This window comes from Virgibacillus kimchii, from assembly GCF_055379185.1.
Genome location: NZ_AP043951.1, coordinates 3,242,788 through 3,260,332 on the forward strand (window position 1 = coordinate 3,242,788; position 17,545 = coordinate 3,260,332).

The following is a 17,545-nucleotide window of genomic DNA, read 5'->3' on the forward strand; positions in this document are numbered from 1 at the left end:
TCAAGTGGAATTGTATTGAATGCTGTCCCACCGTTTTGTTCATCGCTAACCGGAATAATAATTCTTTAGTTAATAGCGGCGGAGGGGATCGAACCCCCGACCTTACGGGTATGAACCGTACGCTCTCGCCAGCTGAGCTACACCGCCATATGAGTTATGTTATTAACAATTGGGAACCTGTTACCCTTTCGCACAAAAAATATCATACAACAGAGTTTCGTTTGTGTCAATGGGAAAAACTCGGCTACCCTAACCTTCCAATGGGAAGCCGAATTTAATTTTTAGTGATTCGTTGCACTTTTGCGTCCTTTTAACTTGGAATGGCTGAGGGGATAGTGCCCTTTTACCATGTCTTCTTCCTCTTTTTCCGGAGGTCGAACCCGCTTAATAAAGAATGACAATATAAATGCCAATAGGGCAAGCAGGGTGGAAACCAAGAAGGCATCATTAATTCCTTCAATCGTTGCCAGGTTCTCAATGATGGCGAGATGCTCATTTGAAACATTCCCGCCGGACGGCATAAATTCCACAGTATACTTCGCTGCCTGGGCACTCATAATGGTTACTAAAAAGGCAGTACCGATGGATCCGGACATTTGTCTTAACGTGTTGGCCATGGCAGTGCCGTGTGAATACAGCTGTTTTGGCAGCTGGTTCAGCCCGGCTGTCATGATCGGCATCATAATCATTGATATGCCTACCATTCTAAGGCTGTAAGCAATCATCATAAAATAATAACCTGTCTCGTCTGTCAGATTGGCAAACATATAGGTGGTTATAGTAGTGATCCCCAGTCCGACTAAGGCAAGTGGCCGGGCACCGATATGGTCAAACAGCCTTCCGGTTATGGGAGACATCAGCGCAGACAATATAGCCCCGGGAAGTAACAGCAAACCGGATTCCAGCGGGGAAAAACCGCGGACATTTTGCAAATAGATGGGAATTAAAATCATCGCTGCAAACATGGACATGGTCACTACCACACTGATGACTGTCGTCAAAGTGAACATGTTGTACTTGAACACCCGAAACTCCAGCATTGGTGTCTTCAGTCGGAGTTGGCGTTTGACAAAGAAAATCATTACGATGCTGCCAATCCCCAGCGGAATAAAGACCAATGGAGAGCTCCAGCCCATTTCTCCGGCACTGCTGAATCCATAGAGTAATCCCCCAAAAGCAAACGTTGATAGAACAATAGATAGGTAATCTACTTTCGGATTGGATAGTCTTGTCACATTGCGCAGGAGAAAATAGGCAAAAATAATATCTATTATTGCAATAGGCAATACAATAAAAAATAGCACACGCCAGGAAAAACTTTGGACAATGATCCCTGAAAGTGTAGGTCCAATGGCAGGAGCAAACATCATTGCCAGCCCGATCCATCCCATTGCTGAACCCCGTTTTTCAACCGGAAATAAACTTAGGATAACGTTCATGAGGAGCGGCATCATAATTCCCGCGCCAGATGCTTGTACAATTCTGCCGGTAAGAAGAACAGGGAAAGAAAAAGATACCCCGCAAATAAGCGTCCCCAATGCAAACAGGGACATGGCTGTCAAAAACAGCTGCCGAGTTGTGAACTTTTCCATTAAAAAAGCGGTTATTGGAATTAAAATCCCATTAACCAGCATAAAAATAGTTGTTAATGATTGTGCAGCATTGGCGGACATTTCCAAGTCCACAATCATTACCGGCAAAGCTATATTTAATAATGTCTGGTTCAGTATGGCAACAAAAGCACCCAACACCATGACAAATATGATGGGTACTCTTGGTATGTTGGTTGTATCGATAACTGCACTTCTATCTTTCAAAATTGTCATCTCCATCAACTGTAATCTTTTCAGCTATCTGGTCATGAAGGTGAAGCAGTTTCCTCACGTCTTGCTCGCTTAATTCATGCAGCCGCTCCATCCGCTGATGAAATAAAGCATAGCCTTCCTTTTCTTTTTCTTCACCCAGCGCTGTAAGCCGAAGTACAACAGCTCTTCTGTCGGTTTTCGATTTTTCCCTTTTTACGAGTCCTGCTTTCACCAAACGATCCACTACACTGCTGGCAGTACTTTTGCTCATTTCCATTTTATCTGTAACCTCAAGGAGGCTGATATCCGGGCAGTCTGAAATGATTTTAAGAAACCTAAGCTGCACGACAGTGACACCTAATTCATTGGCATGATGCCACATTTGTCTATAAAGATATTTATTTACTTTTCGAAAGGAACTAAGAATCTCACTGATTTTTTCCCTTTGATCCATCATTTATTCTCCTTGACACATAAATAGTTCGCGCACGAACAATTCGATAACAGAAGTATATTATAAAGGATGGAGGGCGAATTGACAAGGAACAGGTTTTGGAAATGCGTTTCCCTGGCATACCTCTGATTAAAGGTATACAAATACAAGGGGAATGCCGGTTTGTGCATCAGTTCCGGTTAGTATGGAGATATATCATTAGATTCCCCGGCAGCGAATAAAGAACGGGGTCATTGTTAGTTGAGGTTTTAAAAAAAATTACTTTCATGTCACTTTGCTTACCGTGTTTCGCCAGAACAACATGTTATTCGGCAAATCCTCTGTAAATGAAAAAAAGCCATAGAGGATGGCTGCGGGAATACTCTTTTTTCCCATACGCGTGTTCGTGTTGAAATATGCCATTCCAAAAGAATACCGTCGAACGATTTATTGGATCAGCTCTCCCATTTTGACAAAAAATAAATACAACCTATGGTTAAATGTTACCCACAAGAGGAGGGTAAAAGGTATGCTAAATTCGATTACAAGGGTAGAACCAACTACACTTAGAAAGGATGGGACAAGCAATGTAAGAAGGCTGCAAGCAAAGCTTACAGCTAAAATGAAAGCGGTTTTGCTGGAGAAAGGGTGGTTATTTTACGCTGTAGGATTTTTATTGGGCAGAGCGGTCATTCTGGAGGAAGTGTCCCCATTTGCCGTTGCTTTTTTGGCTACCATATGGTTTTTACACAGGGAAAAAGCAGCAGTGTCCATGCTTGCTGTGCTGGCAGGAGCACTGACTTTTTCCATTACACATAGTATTTTTCTTTTCATTGCCATGCTTTTATTTATTTTTATGGCAGGTATATTTAAACAAGTGAAAAATCAGGAACTTCTTATTCCCATATTTGTCTTTCTATCCACTGCCGTTCCACGTATATTTTTATATTCCATATATGGCCAGTTATCCTCCTATGAATGGATGCTCCTCATTGTTGAAGGGGTGCTCGGAACAGTGCTTTTACTTATCTTTATGCAAAGCGTTCCGTTAATAGCACCAAAAAGATTTAAACCTTCATTAAAAAATGAAGAAATTGTTTGCATGATTATTCTCATCGCCTCCATCTTAACAGGGATGATCGGCTGGTCCATTTATGGCGCCTCGGTGGAACAGGTATTTTCACGCTATTTTGTATTGGTACTGGCATTTGTCGGAGGGGCTGCCATTGGTTCAACCGTCGGTGTTGTCGCAGGCTTAATTCTCTCTTTGGCCAATGTTGCCAATCTGTATCAAATGAGCCTTTTGGCATTTTCAGGTCTATTGGGCGGACTTTTAAAAGAAGGAAAAAAGCCCGGGGTTGCCATTGGTTTATTGGCGGGTACGTTTTTAATTGGGATATACGGCAATGCTGATGCGCTGTTTCCTGCCATGCTGGAATCACTTATTGCCATCGCATTATTTATTATGACACCTGCCAGCTGGTTTAAAAGGCTTTCCCGCTATATACCGGGAACAGAAGAATATACAAATGAACAGAATCAATATTTACAGAAGGTAAGAAATGTTACCGCAAAACGAGTTGAACAATTTTCTGATGTATTCGCGGCACTGTCCAAAAGTTTTTCTGCGGAGAATGGAAACGCCGTTGATGAACAGGAGGAGAGAAGAGAAACGGATTATTTCTTGAGCCAGGTGACAGAGCGGACCTGCCAAAGCTGCTTTATGAAGGAAAGATGCTGGCAAAAGGAATTTGATAAAACGTATACATTAATGGAAGAAATGAAGTCGGATATGAATGCCGGAACAAAGATCAACCGGAAAACGGCCAGAGAGTTCGAAAATTACTGTGTAAAACCGAAGAAAGTATTGGAAGCAATGAAAGAGGAAATGACGATATTTGAAGCCAACCGCAAGCTGAAAAAGCAGGTTGTGGAGAGCAAACGGCTGGTTGCGGAACAGCTGGACGGAATTTCGGAGGTCATGGATGACTTTGCCAGAGAGATTTTAAAAGAGCGGCAGCATCACGAAAAGCAGGAGATGGAAATTATGCATGCATTGAGAAATCTTGGCTTGGATTTGGAAAAGCTGGATATTTATAGTTTGGAAAAAGGCAATGTCGATATTGAAATGACAATATCGGTTTATTCCTATCATGGGGAAGGGGCAAAGCTTATTGCTCCCGTGCTGACGGATATTTTACAGGAGATGGTTGTTGTGAAGCATGAAGAAATTTCCCCATTCCCGAACGGATTCAGTTATTTGGCATTTGGATCAGCAAAGGAATTTATCGTGGAGACAGGTGCTGCCAATGCTGCGAAAGGTGGAGGGTTAATTTCCGGAGACAGCTATACGACAATTGAACTCGGTGCAGGCAAGTTTGCCATGGCGATCAGTGATGGTATGGGCAATGGAAAACGGGCCAAAGAGGAAAGTGTGGAAACTTTACGGCTCCTGCAGCAGATTCTGCAGACAGGCATCCCGGAAAAGGTCGCTATAAAATCAATTAACTCCATTCTTGCCTTACGGACGACAGATGAAATGTTTGCCACACTGGACCTTGCTGTTATTGATTTAAATAATGCTTATGTAAGGTTTTTAAAGATCGGCTCGACACCAAGCTTTATTAAACGGGGAAACCAGCTGCTGCCCGTTGAGGCCAGTAATTTGCCAATGGGAATTATTCAGGAATTCGATGTGGATATCGTCAGTGAGCAGTTGAGGCACGAGGATGTACTGATTATGATGAGTGACGGAATTTTTGACGGACCGAAGCATGTGGAAAATACCGACATTTGGCTGAAACGGAAGATCCGGGAGATGGAAACGGATGACCCGCAGGAAATAGCAGACCTGCTGCTGGAGGAAGTTATCCGGACGCGCTCCGGTGAAATTGAAGATGATATGACCGTGGTGGTCACGAAAATAAAGAAAAACACCCCGGAATGGGCGGCGGTGCCAATGTACCGGAAAGAGGCGCAGTAGAGTGGAGGAGAGTCGTTGGGGGAATAAATTATTTCAAAGTGCAGTCAGAGGAGCACCGGTACGTAAGCTCAGTGAAAGAATGAGGTAACATAGCACCTATCAAAGGTGTGTTATTTGGGGCAAAGAGCAAGATGAAGTGCCATAGGTCCCCTCCATGGTGTGTCATTTGGAACAAAGAGCAAGATGAAGTGCCATAGGTCCCCTCCATGGTGTGTCATTTGGGGCAAAGAGCAAAATGAAGCATCATAGGTCCTCCCAATGGTGTGTCATTTGAAGCAAAGAGCAAAATAAAGCATCATAGGTCCTCCCAATGGTGTGTCATTTGGAACAAAGAGCAAAATGAAGTACCATAGGTCGCCTCCATGGTGTGTCATTTGGAGCAAAGAGCCAGATGAGGCATCATAGGTCCTCCCAATGGTGTGTTGGAATGTCAACACTAAACTAAACAAATTTATTAAGGAATATAAACTTTTTATGGTGTTAAATAAAATGCTCTTTAATGAAAATAGTTGTATCAGTTTCTCACTTGACTTGGAGCCTCTGCGGGCATGATTTTCTTGCCAGGAAGCCAGCCAATTTAAAACCCGGCTGGCTAGCCAAAAAGGCTATCACGCCCGCCTCTCCAAGTAAAGTGGACGCATTGGTGTTAGATAGCAGTCTGTTCTAACGGATGCTGTAGCTTGTACTCTCTTGGCGTTAAATAGTCTAGTGACTCGTGCATGCGAATGTTATTAAACCAATTGACGTAATCAAACAATTCAAGATCTAACTCTTCTTGACTTGAGAAAACCGCTCCATTGACGAACTCTGTTTTAATAGATTTAAAGGTTGCCTCTGCTACTGCGTTGTCATATGGTGTACCTTTACTGCTTAATGATCTGTCGATATTAAATGTAGCTAATGCCTCATCAATTAATTGATTCTTAAACTCACTGCCTCGATCCGTATGAAACAGTTCAAGGTTGGTTAAGTTGTAAGGCACTGTCGAAAAAGCACGTTGAACTAACCTTGCATCTTTATTTGGACCAGCACTGTGACCAATGATTTCACGGTTATGTAAATCAACGAGTACACAAATATAATGCCATTTTTGTTGCACGCGAACGTATGTCAAATCACTTACAACTACTTTCAGAGCTTGCTTTTGATCAAACTCACGGTTTAATACATTTCCCACGTCAGATTCATTTACGGTTGATTTTTGGGGCTTGAATTGGGCAACTGTATACTTAGAAACAAGTCCTTTAGCTTTCATAATTCTGCCGATCCGACGGCGAGAGACTTGCCAGCCTTTCTTTTGTAGTTTCTCTTTGATTTTCCGTTGGCCATAGACTCGTCTGTTTTTATGGAAGATTTCTACAATTAATTTTGTTAGTTCTTCTTCTTCTTTTGTGTCACGTTCTTTCGCTTCATAATAGTACGTGCTTCTAGGAATTTGCAGGACTTCGCACATTGCTGATACCGAGTATTTGTGTCGATTATTACGAATCACATCTACTTTCGTCCCATGATCAGCGCGGCTTGCTTTAAAATATCATTTTCCATGGCAAGCCTTTGGTTCTCTTTACGTAACTTGATTAATTCTTCTTGTTCAGGAGTACGATTGTCTTTTTCTTCAAAAGATCCAGTTGTGTTATGTTGGAGAACCCATTTATCAAAGGCAGATGGCGTCAGCTCGTATTCTCTGATAATCTCGGCTCTTGGTTTACCTGAAGCATGTAACTGAACGATTTGTTCTTTAAACTCCTTTGAAAATGTCCTTCTTGGTCTTTTGGTCATAAACTGATTCTCCTCCGACTAATTATTGAATTCAGTTTATATGACCTTAAAGTTTTTGTCTAACTAAGTGTAACCGATTCATGTCATTTGAAGCAAAGGGCAAGATGAAGCATCATAGGTCCTCCCAATGGTGTGTCATTTGGGGCAAAGAGCAAGATGAAGTGCCATAGGTCGCCTCCATGGTGTGTCATTTGGAACAAAGAGCAAGATGAGCTACCATAGCGCCTCCCAATGGTGTGTCATTTGAGGCAAAGAGCCAGATGAGGCATCATAGCACCCCCCCAATGGTGTGTCATTTGGGGCAAAGAGCAAAATGAAGCATCATAGGTCCTCCCAATGGTGTGTCATTTGATGCACAAGGCAAGATGAAGTACCATAGCTTGCACTCCCAATGGTGTGTCATCTAGATAAAAAAGTGAAAGTGACATTACGAGAGAAAGCGCCTCCATAGCGAAACACCATAAAATCCAAAGTGCCCAACTGGCCTCCATGTATACATCGATTTATTTTCGGCGATGCTGTTAATAAAATTCTCAGGAGGAGGCAGATTGGGTTGAAGAAAGGCACATTAAAGCAAATTCTGCTGATAACAGATGGATGTTCCAATAAAGGGGAAGATCCTTCTGCCACAGCAGCTTTGGCATATGAACAGGGAATTACAGTCAATGTGATTGGCATATTGGAAGACGATGTTTCAGAACAGTCGGATGGGCTGCAGGAAGTGGAAGATATCGCATTATCCGGTGGAGGTGTAAGCCAGCTCGTATATAAAAAATCTCTTTCCCAAACCGTTCAAATGGTTACGAAACAGGCGATGACACAAACGCTGCAGGGTTTTGTAAATAAGGAACTGAAGCAGATCCTTGGGCCGGACAAGTCTCTGGAAGAAATGGAACCGGAAAAGCGCGGCGAAATTATGGAAGTTGTTGAAGATATGGGGGAAACCTGTGACTTGGAAGTGCTTGTGTTAATTGATACGAGTGCCAGTATGACGGATAAGCTTCCTACAGTGAAAGAGGCATTAATTGATTTATCCATCAGTTTAAATGCACGGATTGGCAGAAATCGCTTTTCCATTTTCCGTTTCCCCGGGAAGCAGAAGGATATGGAAAAAGTCTTTGACTGGTCCCCGAAGCTGGATGACGTATCCACCGTTTTCCCGGGGCTGACAAGTGGTGGTATCACACCGACAGGTCCGGCCATTCGGGAAGCCATTTATCAATTTGGCAGGAAGAGCCTGATGAGGAATTTGAGGGATGAGAATGAACGGGGCATGGAAGAAGAAGCATAATGCAGAAATAAGACCGGGGGTCAAGCTAACCGGTAAGTGGCATGGACAAAGCTACCTGATTAAGAAAAAGTTAGGGGAAGGAGCTATAGGCAGCGTTTATTTATGTGAGGCAAACGGAAAGAAAAAAGCACTGAAGATCAGTGATAACCGCACCTCGATGACAATGGAAGTAAATGTATTAAAGTCACTCGGTAAGGTCCAGGGGAATCGTCTTGGACCTTCTTTATTGGACGTGGATGATTGGGTTTCCCCATTTGGTACTGCCTACACTTTCTATGTCATGGAATATTTGCATGGTGAGCCATTGTCTTCTTTTATCAGCCGAAACGGGAGTGAGTGGCTCGGTGTTTTCATGCTGCAGCTCTTAGATGACCTGGAACGGCTGCATTCCACCGGCTGGGTTTTTGGTGATTTGAAAACGGAAAATCTGCTCGTTCTGCATGCACCTCCAAGGGTGCGATGGATAGATGTCGGCGGTACGACCCAAATCGGGCGGGCGATCAAAGAGTATACGGAATTTTATGATCGGGGCTACTGGAAAATGGGTTCTAGAAAAGCAGAGCCGAGTTACGATCTGTTTGCCTTCGTGATGATATTTTTGCACATTTATTATCCGAAGCGGTTTGATAAAGGAACAGAACCGGAGAAAACCTTACTTAAAAAACTGCATGAGGTCAAACCTTTAAGGCCTTATAAGATCCCGTTGCAAAAAGCATTGCAGGGCAAATATCGCTCAAGTGCGGAAATGAAGAAAGAATTAATGCTCATCTTTTATCGAGCCCAAAAACGTTCCGGCCTGCGGAAAAACCGGGGGAAGGAAAGTTTGTCACACTTCTTTATAGAGATTTCCGGTATTACCGCAATTGCTGTTGGCTACTACTTGTTTTCCCTTCTGCTGTGACGGTACAATAAAAAAGGGCTGATCATAATAAAGCGTGGGAAGGCGAGCATATGAGAAATAAATTATTGGCATTTATGGAGAAACATCAATTATTGGAGAAAAACAGTACTGTACTGGTTGGCGTTTCCGGCGGTCCTGATTCTATGGCACTTCTTCATTTTATGGCATCCCTCAGAGAAGAGTGGAAGCTGCGGGTGATCGCTGTTACGATTAATCACGCTTTGAGACAGGATGAATCTGAGGAAGATGTACTTTATGTGGAAGGAAAATGTAAGGACTGGGAAATTCCATGTGTGAGCACGTTCTTAAACGTACCGGAATATAAAAAGGAGAAACAGATGGGCACCCAGCTCGCCGCCAGGGAAATGAGATACGACTTTTTCCTGGAGCAAATGAAAGCACATCATGCGGATTATCTTGCACTGGGCCATCATGGAGATGATCAGGTGGAAACGATGCTGATGGAAATGATGCGTGCTGCTGACTCGACTGCTTTTAAAGGGATACCGGTAAAAAGAAAATTTGCGGAAGGTTTTATCATTCGTCCCCTTCTTGCTGTCAGCAGGGAAGAGATTCTTGCTTACTGCAAAAGGGAGAACATTTCGCCAAGATTTGACCCATCCAATGAAGAACCGGTTTACACAAGAAATTATATAAGAAAATACATCCTTCCATTAATAAAAGAAAAAAATCCTAATATACATACTACAGTACAGCACTTGAGCAACACGCTGCAGACAGATGAAATTTATTTACAAAAACAGGCAGCTGAAATGGAAAAGAATGTCGTAAACTATGATGCTGCAGAGAAGAAAGCTTCTGTTTCAGTTAATGAATTTAATACATACCCATATGCTTTACAAAGAAGAACGTATCATCTAATATTAAACTATCTGTATGTACAATTGCCCAAGGATTTGTCCTACATACATGAGGAATATTTTTTTACACTGCTGCACAGTGGAAAAAGCAATATCCACATTGATTTTCCTTCACAGCTAAAGTTGGAAAAATCGTATGACAAGCTTATATTTTACTTCGCGAATTCCTTTCCTCAAGATAGGTCTTTTCACTTCACTCTGGATATTCCCGGGGTTATTTCCTTGCCGGATGGCACAAGCATCCGTACTGAAATGATTGAGAAGAATGAGGAAATGATGGAAAATACATTTATATGTTCCCTGGAACGGATTGCATTGCCGATCCATGTTCGGACCCGAAAACCTGGGGATAAGATGACATGGAAAGGCTTGAACGGAAGTAAAAAGCTGAAGGATATTTTTATCGATGCAAAAATCCCGGCCAGAGAACGGGATGTATGGCCGGTTGTCACCGATGACCATGGGAATATTTTATGGCTGATCGGCTTGAAAAAGGGACAGCCAGCCGGCGAAACAGGAGAAGCTCCTTATTTAAAAATACATTATGAACAAGCTTTTCAGGAGGTTTAATATGCAAAATGATATTAAAGAAATATTAATATCAGAAGAGGAAATTGCAAACAAATGCAAAGAGCTCGGTCGTCAGCTGACAAAAGAATATGATGGGAAGTTCCCGCTTGCTATTGGCGTATTAAAAGGTGCCATGCCTTTTATGTCAGATATTCTCCGGTATACAGAGATTCCACTCGAGATGGATTTTATGGATGTCTCAAGCTATGGGGATAGTACCCGTTCATCCGGGGAAGTTAAAATAGTAAAGGACCTCGATACAAAAGTAGAGGGCCGTGATCTCCTAATTATTGAGGATATTATTGACAGCGGGTTGACGTTAAGCTATCTCGTTGATTTGTTTAAATATCGGAAAGCGAAGTCGATAAAAATTGTCACTTTATTGGACAAGCCTTCAGGCAGATCAGCCGCTATTAAGGCTGACGTGGTGGGATTTGAAGTGCCAAATGAATTTGTTGTCGGTTATGGACTGGATTATCAGGAAAAATACCGTAACCTTCCATTTATCGGTGTGCTTAAGCCGGAAATATACAGTGACGAGGAAAAGTAAGTTCTTTTGCCGGGAATAAACTCGGGGCTAATCATGGCTTTCATGTTTTGCTGTATGCAGATAAGAAAGTTATTCCTCTGCTGCAAAAAGTTGCCCGGTTTTACCATTTATTCAGCTTAAGTTAAGTTATAACAACTACTGGAAAACATGCCCTTTTTTTAAGGTGTAAATAGTTGTATTCTAACTTTTTCATATGATACGATATTATGTAGTTTTTCCCCAGCTTGGGAGGAGGTAAGTAATGAACCGGATATTTCGGAACGTGTTATTCTGGGTACTCATATTTTTTGTCATTATTGGCGTTATAGGAGTATTTAATGGACAGAATGAACAACAGGAACAGTTAAATCTGCAAGAATTTATGAATGAATTAAATGCGGGCAACATCGAAGAAATGACGATGCAGCCGGCAAATGGCATTATGCGTTATACCGGTAACCTGAATGACGGTACATATTTTGTAGCGCAGGTTCCGGATAATACAGATATTATTTCAGCAGTGACAGAACAGGCAAATGAACAAAGCGTACTATTTGTAGAAGAAGAGGATCAGCCGAGTGCATGGGTTACCTTTTTAACTACGATGATTCCGTTTTTAATTATCGGTTTATTCTTCCTGTTCATTCTTAGCCAGGCCCAAGGTGGAGGCGGCGGTGGCCGTGTCATGAACTTTGGTAAAAGTAAAGCTAAAATGTATACAGAAGATAAGAAGAAAGTGCGTTTCAAAGATGTGGCAGGTGCGGACGAAGAGAAGCAGGAACTTGTTGAGGTTGTTGACTTCCTGAAAGATCCGCGCAAATTCTCTGCAGTTGGTGCTCGTATTCCTAAGGGGGTATTGCTTGTAGGACCTCCGGGAACTGGTAAGACGCTACTTGCCCGTGCCGTTGCAGGTGAAGCAGGTACACCATTCTTCTCCATCAGTGGTTCTGACTTCGTGGAAATGTTCGTCGGTGTTGGTGCTTCACGTGTAAGAGACTTGTTTGAGAATGCGAAAAAGAATGCACCGTGTATTATTTTCATTGATGAGATTGATGCGGTGGGAAGACAGCGTGGTGCCGGTCTGGGCGGTGGCCATGATGAACGTGAACAGACATTGAACCAGTTGCTTGTGGAAATGGATGGATTTGGTGCCAATGAAGGTATCATCATTATCGCTGCAACTAACCGTGCAGATATTCTTGACCCTGCACTCCTGCGTCCCGGACGTTTTGACCGTCAAATTATGGTAGATCGCCCGGATGTAAAAGGACGTCAGGAAGTATTGAAGGTACATGCAAGAAATAAACCGCTTGATGACAGTGTTGATCTGAAAATCATTGCCATGCGGACTCCGGGATTCTCAGGTGCTGACCTGGAGAACCTGTTAAATGAAGCAGCACTTGTTGCTGCCAGATCTGATCGTGAAGCCATTTCCATGATTGATGTGGATGAAGCGATTGACCGGGTTATTGCCGGTCCGGCGAAAAAAAGCAGGGTTATATCCGAAAAAGAACGAAATATTGTCGCATACCATGAAAGTGGACATACCATTATCGGTATGGTGCTGGATGACGCCGATATGGTGCATAAAGTAACCATTGTGCCGAGGGGGCAGGCAGGCGGTTATGCTGTCATGCTTCCAAGAGAAGACCGTTACTTTATGACCAAGCCGGAACTATTTGATAAAATCACCGGACTGTTGGGCGGCCGTGTTGCAGAAGAAATTATCTTCGGCGAAGTAAGTACCGGCGCTCATAATGACTTCCAGCGTGCCACCAGTATTGCCCGTAAAATGATTACCGAATATGGTATGAGTGATAAGATTGGTCCGCTGCAATTTACAAGCGGTGGTGGAGAAGTGTTCCTTGGCCGGGATATCGGCAATGAACAGAGTTACAGTGATGCTATTGCCCATGAAATTGATCAGGAAATGCAAAACTTCATTAATTACTGTTATGACCGGGCGAAAACAATTCTTACCGAGAATAAAGATAAACTTGAACTTGTTGCGAAGACATTGCTTGAAGTGGAAACCTTGGATGCAAAACAAATTAAAGGATTGTTTGAAGATGGCGTCTTGCCGGAACCGGAAGTTGACGAAACAGAAGATGTAAAAGTTAACATTAAATCCAAGGATGAAGAAGAACCTGAATCATATGAAGAGGCGAAAGAAAAAGAAGAAGAAAAACGAACAGAAAAAACGGATTCTGAAGATGTATCGGAGGACTTAAAGAAATCTGAAGAAGATGCCATTATGACGGATAACAAGCCTTCCGAGGATGACGAAAACAAAAAGAATTAAACGTGGTTAAAAAAGGCAATGGATCAGCACCCTGCATCTGGGGTGCTGACTTTTTTATTGTCACAGCCTGCGTTTTGAATAACAACCTTTGATGAAAAAGTAAAACCAGGCAATAATAAAAGGGAAGTCGTGTTTTTCATTTACTATGATCAAAAGAATGTCATCACCTCGTTTCTATTCTTTCTCATCTCCATAAAAGTGTGGTATATTAAAAAAATAAAAGCTGATCAGAGATCGGTGACTATAGTACTTTGCAAAAAAACGAGTTATACCGGCGTGGAAAGGTGCGTTACACTATATGTTATTTGTTCTGGATGTGGGGAATACGAATACTGTCTTAGGGGTATTTGATAGTAATGAATTAAAGCATGACTGGCGTATTAAAACAGACCGATATAAAACAGAAGATGAATTTGGTATACTGATTAAATCGCTGTTTGAACATAAAGGTTTATCATTATCGGATATAACAGGGGTAATAATCTCATCTGTTGTTCCTCCCATCATGTTTTCCCTGGAAAAGATGAGCAGGGATTATTTTAATATGGAGCCAATGATTATTGGACAGGCATCTGTTCGTTCGGCGTTGAAGATGAAATATCCCAATCCAAAAGAAATTGGAGCAGACCGCATTGTAAATGCGATTGGTGCGATTGACGAATATGATGTTCCACTTATCATTATTGATTTTGGTACTGCCACCACCTTTTGTTATATTAATGAGAAGAAAGAATACGTAGGAGGCGTTATTTCACCCGGGATCAGCATATCGATGGAGGCTTTATACAGTAAAGCTTCAAAGTTGCCGAAAATCGAAATTCAGGCACCTGAGCAGGTGATTGGCTCCTCGACGGTAGAGGCAATGACATCAGGTGTTTTTTACGGATATGTGGCACAGGTGGACGGAATTGTAAAACGAATTCAGGATTCTGTGAGTAATGAAGCTACGGTGATCGCCACGGGAGGGTTAGCACCATTAATTGCCGATGAATCGACCATGATTCAGCATGTGGATCCTGATTTAACATTGAAAGGGTTACATCTCATCTACCACCAAAATCAGCGTGAAAAGTAATTACATTCCACATAATAGATTTACACAACATAAAGGAGCGATCTCATTGAAGGATTATCTGGTAAAAGCTACTGCTTATGACGGAAAGGTAAGGGCCTATGCTATTTCTTCCACCGAACTCGTGAAGGAAGCGCAAAAAAGACATGATACATGGGCAACAGCTTCTGCCGCATTGGGAAGAACGATGACTATTACAACGATGATGGGTGCCATGCTGAAGGGCGAGGATACGATCACTGTAAAAGTCGAAGGAAATGGGCCGGTAGGTGCCATTATCGCGGATGGGAACGCAGAAGGAGAAATTCGCGGTTATGTGAAAAATCCGCATGTGGATTTTGATTTAAATAATAAGGGCAAATTGGATGTAGCCCGTGCAGTTGGAACAGAGGGGAAGCTAAGCGTGACGAAGGATGTTGGTTTAAAGGACTTTTTCACTGGGGAAGTTCCGATTATTTCCGGGGAAATCAGTGAAGACTTTACGTATTATTTTGCAAACTCTGAGCAGATCCCTTCTGCAGTAGCGGCAGGTGTTTTAGTGAACCCGGATCATTCCATCCTCGCAGCAGGAGGGTTTATTATACAGGTAATGCCGGGAGCCGGGGAAGACATGATTGAACAATTGGAGGAACAGATCCAGTCTTTTCCTGCCATTTCCTCACTCGTACAGGAGGGGAAGACACCGCAGCAGATCCTGGAAGTTTTATTAGGGGAAGAAGAGGTAAAGTTGCTGGAAACCCTGCCGGTGGAATTCCGTTGTAAATGTTCCAAGGAACGGGTGGAAAGGGCTATAGTTGGTCTGGGAAATGAAGAGATCCAGCAAATGATTGATGAAGATCATGGAGCTGAAGCAACCTGTCATTTTTGTAATCAGAAATATCACTTTACCGAGGAAGAGCTGACATTGCTGAAACAACAGTAGAAAGCTTAAAAAGGCTACAAACTACAGGGGGAGCATGAAACGATGTCCAAAAAACTGTTGCTTGGCATCATCATTGTATTGGTAATAACAAATATTTCCACATTGTTTCTTTGGGACAGCAGCGAAGATGAGGCAATGGTTTTTGATGGTGAGGACCAGGTGAAAAGTGCAGAGGAGGCAATAGCTTCCGTCAATGGAGAAGAGATTTCCTATCAGGATTGGATGGCAAAGCTTAGAGAACAGCATGGGGAACGAGAATTAAAATCAATGATTGATAGAGAAATCGTCAGACAGCTGGCTGCAGAACAAGGTATCGAAGTGGATGATAAAATAGTGGAGCGGGAAATATCCATGATTACCGCCATGCAGGGTATTATGCCGGAAAAGGAGCTTGAAGCGGAGAAAGAGAGCTGGCGGGATGATATTGAATACCGGTATCAACTCGAATTTTTGCTGACAGAAGATGTTGATATACCTGAAGAAGAGGTAGAGCAGCATTACAATACGTATCAAAATCAGTACGATTTTACTGCTTCTTTACAGCTTTCCCATATTATTGTAGAGGATTTTGACACGGCCGGGAAAGTAATCGATGAACTGGAACAGGGGGCCTCCTTTGATTTATTGGCACAGGAATACTCTATTGATGAGGAAACAAATACAGAAGGGGGCTATCTTGGCTTTATCTATACATCAAGTCAATTCATGCCGGATGGCTATGAAGAAGTTGCTGATGAAATGGAAAAAAACACATACAGTGACCCTTTCGCTGCCGGCCAGGGAATAGCCATCATTTATCTTCATCGTTCCCTTCCATCCATTGAATTTTCGTATGAAGAAATGAAGCCTTATGTGGAAAATGAACTTGGATTGCATGAACTGGAACAATCCCTTTCCGCAGATTCCTTATGGGATGATATGGAGATAGAATGGATTTACGAATAAGAATGAGAGTTAATTTATTGACATTTTCCTGTGAAAAGCATACAGTAATATTAAATCATACAAAGCTGATAGGAATTGGAGGAAGTTAAATGAGAGTTGCTGATAATATTACCGGCCTCATTGGGGAAACACCCATTGTGAAGCTGAACAGAATGACGGATGAAGATAGTGCGGAAATTTATTTGAAGCTGGAATTTATGAACCCTGCAAGTTCTGTAAAAGACCGTATTGCCCTTGCCATGGTGGAAGCGGCGGAAAAAGAAGGAGCATTAAAGCCGGGAGATACCATTATTGAGCCAACAAGTGGAAATACCGGGATTGGCCTTGCCATGGTTGCTGCGGCAAAAGGGTATAAAACTGTACTGGTTATGCCGGATACGATGAGTAAAGAGCGCCGTAATTTATTGCGTGCGTATGGTGCTGAACTTGTCTTAACCCCGGGTGCAGAGGCAATGAAAGGTGCTATTAAAAAGGCAGAAGAGCTGAAGGCAGAGCATGGTTATTTTATGCCACAGCAATTCAGTAACGAAGCAAATCCTGAAGTGCATTCCCGTACGACGGGACAGGAGATCGTCAAACAAATGAGTGAAGGCATCGACGCGTTTATTTCCGGAATTGGCACAGGGGGAACCATTACAGGTGCAGGTAAGGTACTTAAAGAGCACTTCGATAATGTGAAATTGTATGCTGTAGAACCGACAGACTCCCCTGTATTGTCCGGAGGGTCACCGGGACCGCATAAAATTCAGGGCATCGGAGCCGGGTTTGTACCGGATGTACTGGATACAGATCTGTATGATGACGTTATTCAAATTAAAAACGAAGAAGCATTTGAGGCTTCCCGTAAAGTAGCCACAACAAACGGTATCCTTGGCGGAATTTCCGCAGGAGCAGCGGTGGCAGCAGCGCAAAGAGTTGCCCAGGAGCTCGGAAAAGGAAAAAAAGTGCTTGCGGTCATTCCTGATAATGGAGAAAGATATTTATCTACACCGCTCTATCAGTTTGAGGAAGAATAAATTTAAGCATTAAAATAATTCAGCATATAATATGGTATACGAATGCTTCTTTGCGTTCGTATACCTTTTTATTATTTTTAAAACGTTTAATATCTCCAATCGGATTTAAGCGTTGC

Annotated in this window: 13 protein-coding genes and 1 tRNA gene; 10 read left to right on the forward strand and 4 right to left on the reverse strand. The window is 42.5% G+C overall.

Annotation, left to right across the window (positions count from 1 at the left end; all coding sequences use genetic code 11):
• Nucleotides 1-73: 73 nt before the first annotated feature.
• The 3 genes from ACZ42C_RS15560 to ACZ42C_RS15570 all read right to left on the reverse strand — a co-directional run bounded on the left by ACZ42C_RS15560 (nucleotide 74) and on the right by ACZ42C_RS15570 (nucleotide 2,262).
• Nucleotides 74-147: transfer RNA gene (locus tag ACZ42C_RS15560), tRNA-Met, on the reverse strand.
• A 134-nt stretch (nucleotides 148-281) separates the two neighbouring features.
• Nucleotides 282-1,826, reverse strand: a complete 1,545-nt coding sequence (locus ACZ42C_RS15565; protein ID WP_461183735.1) for a DHA2 family efflux MFS transporter permease subunit — start codon at nucleotides 1,824-1,826, stop codon at nucleotides 282-284.
• Nucleotides 1,807-2,262, reverse strand: a complete 456-nt coding sequence (locus ACZ42C_RS15570; RefSeq protein ID WP_464891288.1) for a MarR family winged helix-turn-helix transcriptional regulator — start codon at nucleotides 2,260-2,262, stop codon at nucleotides 1,807-1,809. The genes ACZ42C_RS15565 and ACZ42C_RS15570 overlap by 20 nt, the downstream gene beginning before the upstream one ends.
• Before the next feature lie 505 nt (nucleotides 2,263-2,767).
• Here ACZ42C_RS15570 and spoIIE point away from each other — a divergent pair.
• Nucleotides 2,768-5,221, forward strand: coding sequence for a stage II sporulation protein E (gene spoIIE / locus ACZ42C_RS15575; RefSeq protein ID WP_461183734.1), 2,454 nt, complete (start codon nucleotides 2,768-2,770; stop codon nucleotides 5,219-5,221).
• A 646-nt stretch (nucleotides 5,222-5,867) separates the two neighbouring features.
• Here the strand turns inward: spoIIE and ACZ42C_RS15580 are convergent.
• A protein-coding gene (locus tag ACZ42C_RS15580) for an IS3 family transposase (RefSeq protein ID WP_461183819.1) occupies nucleotides 5,868-7,000 on the reverse strand; the annotation gives its coding sequence in 2 pieces (ribosomal slippage) (nucleotides 5,868-6,751 and nucleotides 6,751-7,000; 1,134 coding nt in all).
• Between the two features lie 547 nt (nucleotides 7,001-7,547).
• Here ACZ42C_RS15580 and ACZ42C_RS15585 point away from each other — a divergent pair.
• From ACZ42C_RS15585 to cysK, 9 genes are all read left to right on the forward strand, one after another.
• Nucleotides 7,548-8,291, forward strand: a complete 744-nt coding sequence (locus ACZ42C_RS15585; protein WP_461183478.1) for a vWA domain-containing protein — start codon at nucleotides 7,548-7,550, stop codon at nucleotides 8,289-8,291.
• Complete coding sequence (locus tag ACZ42C_RS15590; protein WP_461183462.1) at nucleotides 8,263-9,192, forward strand: protein kinase domain-containing protein; 930 nt, start codon at nucleotides 8,263-8,265, stop codon at nucleotides 9,190-9,192. Before ACZ42C_RS15585 ends, ACZ42C_RS15590 begins: the two co-directional genes overlap by 29 nt.
• A gap of 50 nt (nucleotides 9,193-9,242) precedes the next feature.
• Nucleotides 9,243-10,643, forward strand: coding sequence for a tRNA lysidine(34) synthetase TilS (gene tilS / locus ACZ42C_RS15595; RefSeq protein ID WP_461183463.1), 1,401 nt, complete (start codon nucleotides 9,243-9,245; stop codon nucleotides 10,641-10,643).
• 1 nt (nucleotide 10,644) lies between these two features.
• Complete coding sequence (gene hpt / locus ACZ42C_RS15600; protein WP_461183464.1) at nucleotides 10,645-11,193, forward strand: hypoxanthine phosphoribosyltransferase; 549 nt, start codon at nucleotides 10,645-10,647, stop codon at nucleotides 11,191-11,193.
• A gap of 241 nt (nucleotides 11,194-11,434) precedes the next feature.
• Nucleotides 11,435-13,474 (forward strand): ATP-dependent zinc metalloprotease FtsH, encoded by a 2,040-nt coding sequence (ftsH, locus tag ACZ42C_RS15605; protein WP_461183465.1) that lies wholly within the window; start codon nucleotides 11,435-11,437, stop codon nucleotides 13,472-13,474.
• Between the two features lie 298 nt (nucleotides 13,475-13,772).
• Complete coding sequence (locus ACZ42C_RS15610; protein WP_461183466.1) at nucleotides 13,773-14,549, forward strand: type III pantothenate kinase; 777 nt, start codon at nucleotides 13,773-13,775, stop codon at nucleotides 14,547-14,549.
• 46 nt (nucleotides 14,550-14,595) lie between these two features.
• Nucleotides 14,596-15,468 carry an Hsp33 family molecular chaperone HslO gene (gene hslO / locus ACZ42C_RS15615; protein ID WP_461183467.1) on the forward strand — a complete coding sequence of 291 codons (873 nt, stop codon included), beginning with the start codon at nucleotides 14,596-14,598 and terminating at the stop codon, nucleotides 15,466-15,468.
• Nucleotides 15,469-15,510: 42 nt separating this feature from the next.
• Complete coding sequence (locus tag ACZ42C_RS15620; RefSeq protein ID WP_461183468.1) at nucleotides 15,511-16,413, forward strand: peptidylprolyl isomerase; 903 nt, start codon at nucleotides 15,511-15,513, stop codon at nucleotides 16,411-16,413.
• An 89-nt stretch (nucleotides 16,414-16,502) separates the two neighbouring features.
• Nucleotides 16,503-17,429 carry a cysteine synthase A gene (gene cysK / locus ACZ42C_RS15625; RefSeq protein WP_461183469.1) on the forward strand — a complete coding sequence of 309 codons (927 nt, stop codon included), beginning with the start codon at nucleotides 16,503-16,505 and terminating at the stop codon, nucleotides 17,427-17,429.
• Nucleotides 17,430-17,545 lie beyond the last annotated feature (116 nt).

Bases quoted from the DNA above. Each gene is read 5' to 3' on its own strand.
- ACZ42C_RS15610 (WP_461183466.1), top strand. From the start codon at position 13,773: ATGTTATTTGTTCTGGATGTGGGGAATACGAATACTGTCTTAGGGGTA.
- tilS (WP_461183463.1), top strand. From the start codon at position 9,243: ATGAGAAATAAATTATTGGCATTTATGGAGAAACATCAATTATTGGAG.
- ACZ42C_RS15570 (WP_464891288.1), bottom strand. From the start codon at position 2,262: ATGATGGATCAAAGGGAAAAAATCAGTGAGATTCTTAGTTCCTTTCGA.
- hpt (WP_461183464.1), top strand. From the start codon at position 10,645: ATGCAAAATGATATTAAAGAAATATTAATATCAGAAGAGGAAATTGCA.
- spoIIE (WP_461183734.1), top strand. From the start codon at position 2,768: ATGCTAAATTCGATTACAAGGGTAGAACCAACTACACTTAGAAAGGAT.
- ftsH (WP_461183465.1), top strand. From the start codon at position 11,435: ATGAACCGGATATTTCGGAACGTGTTATTCTGGGTACTCATATTTTTT.
- ACZ42C_RS15590 (WP_461183462.1), top strand. From the start codon at position 8,263: ATGAACGGGGCATGGAAGAAGAAGCATAATGCAGAAATAAGACCGGGG.
- ACZ42C_RS15620 (WP_461183468.1), top strand. From the start codon at position 15,511: ATGTCCAAAAAACTGTTGCTTGGCATCATCATTGTATTGGTAATAACA.
- ACZ42C_RS15565 (WP_461183735.1), bottom strand. From the start codon at position 1,826: ATGACAATTTTGAAAGATAGAAGTGCAGTTATCGATACAACCAACATA.
- cysK (WP_461183469.1), top strand. From the start codon at position 16,503: ATGAGAGTTGCTGATAATATTACCGGCCTCATTGGGGAAACACCCATT.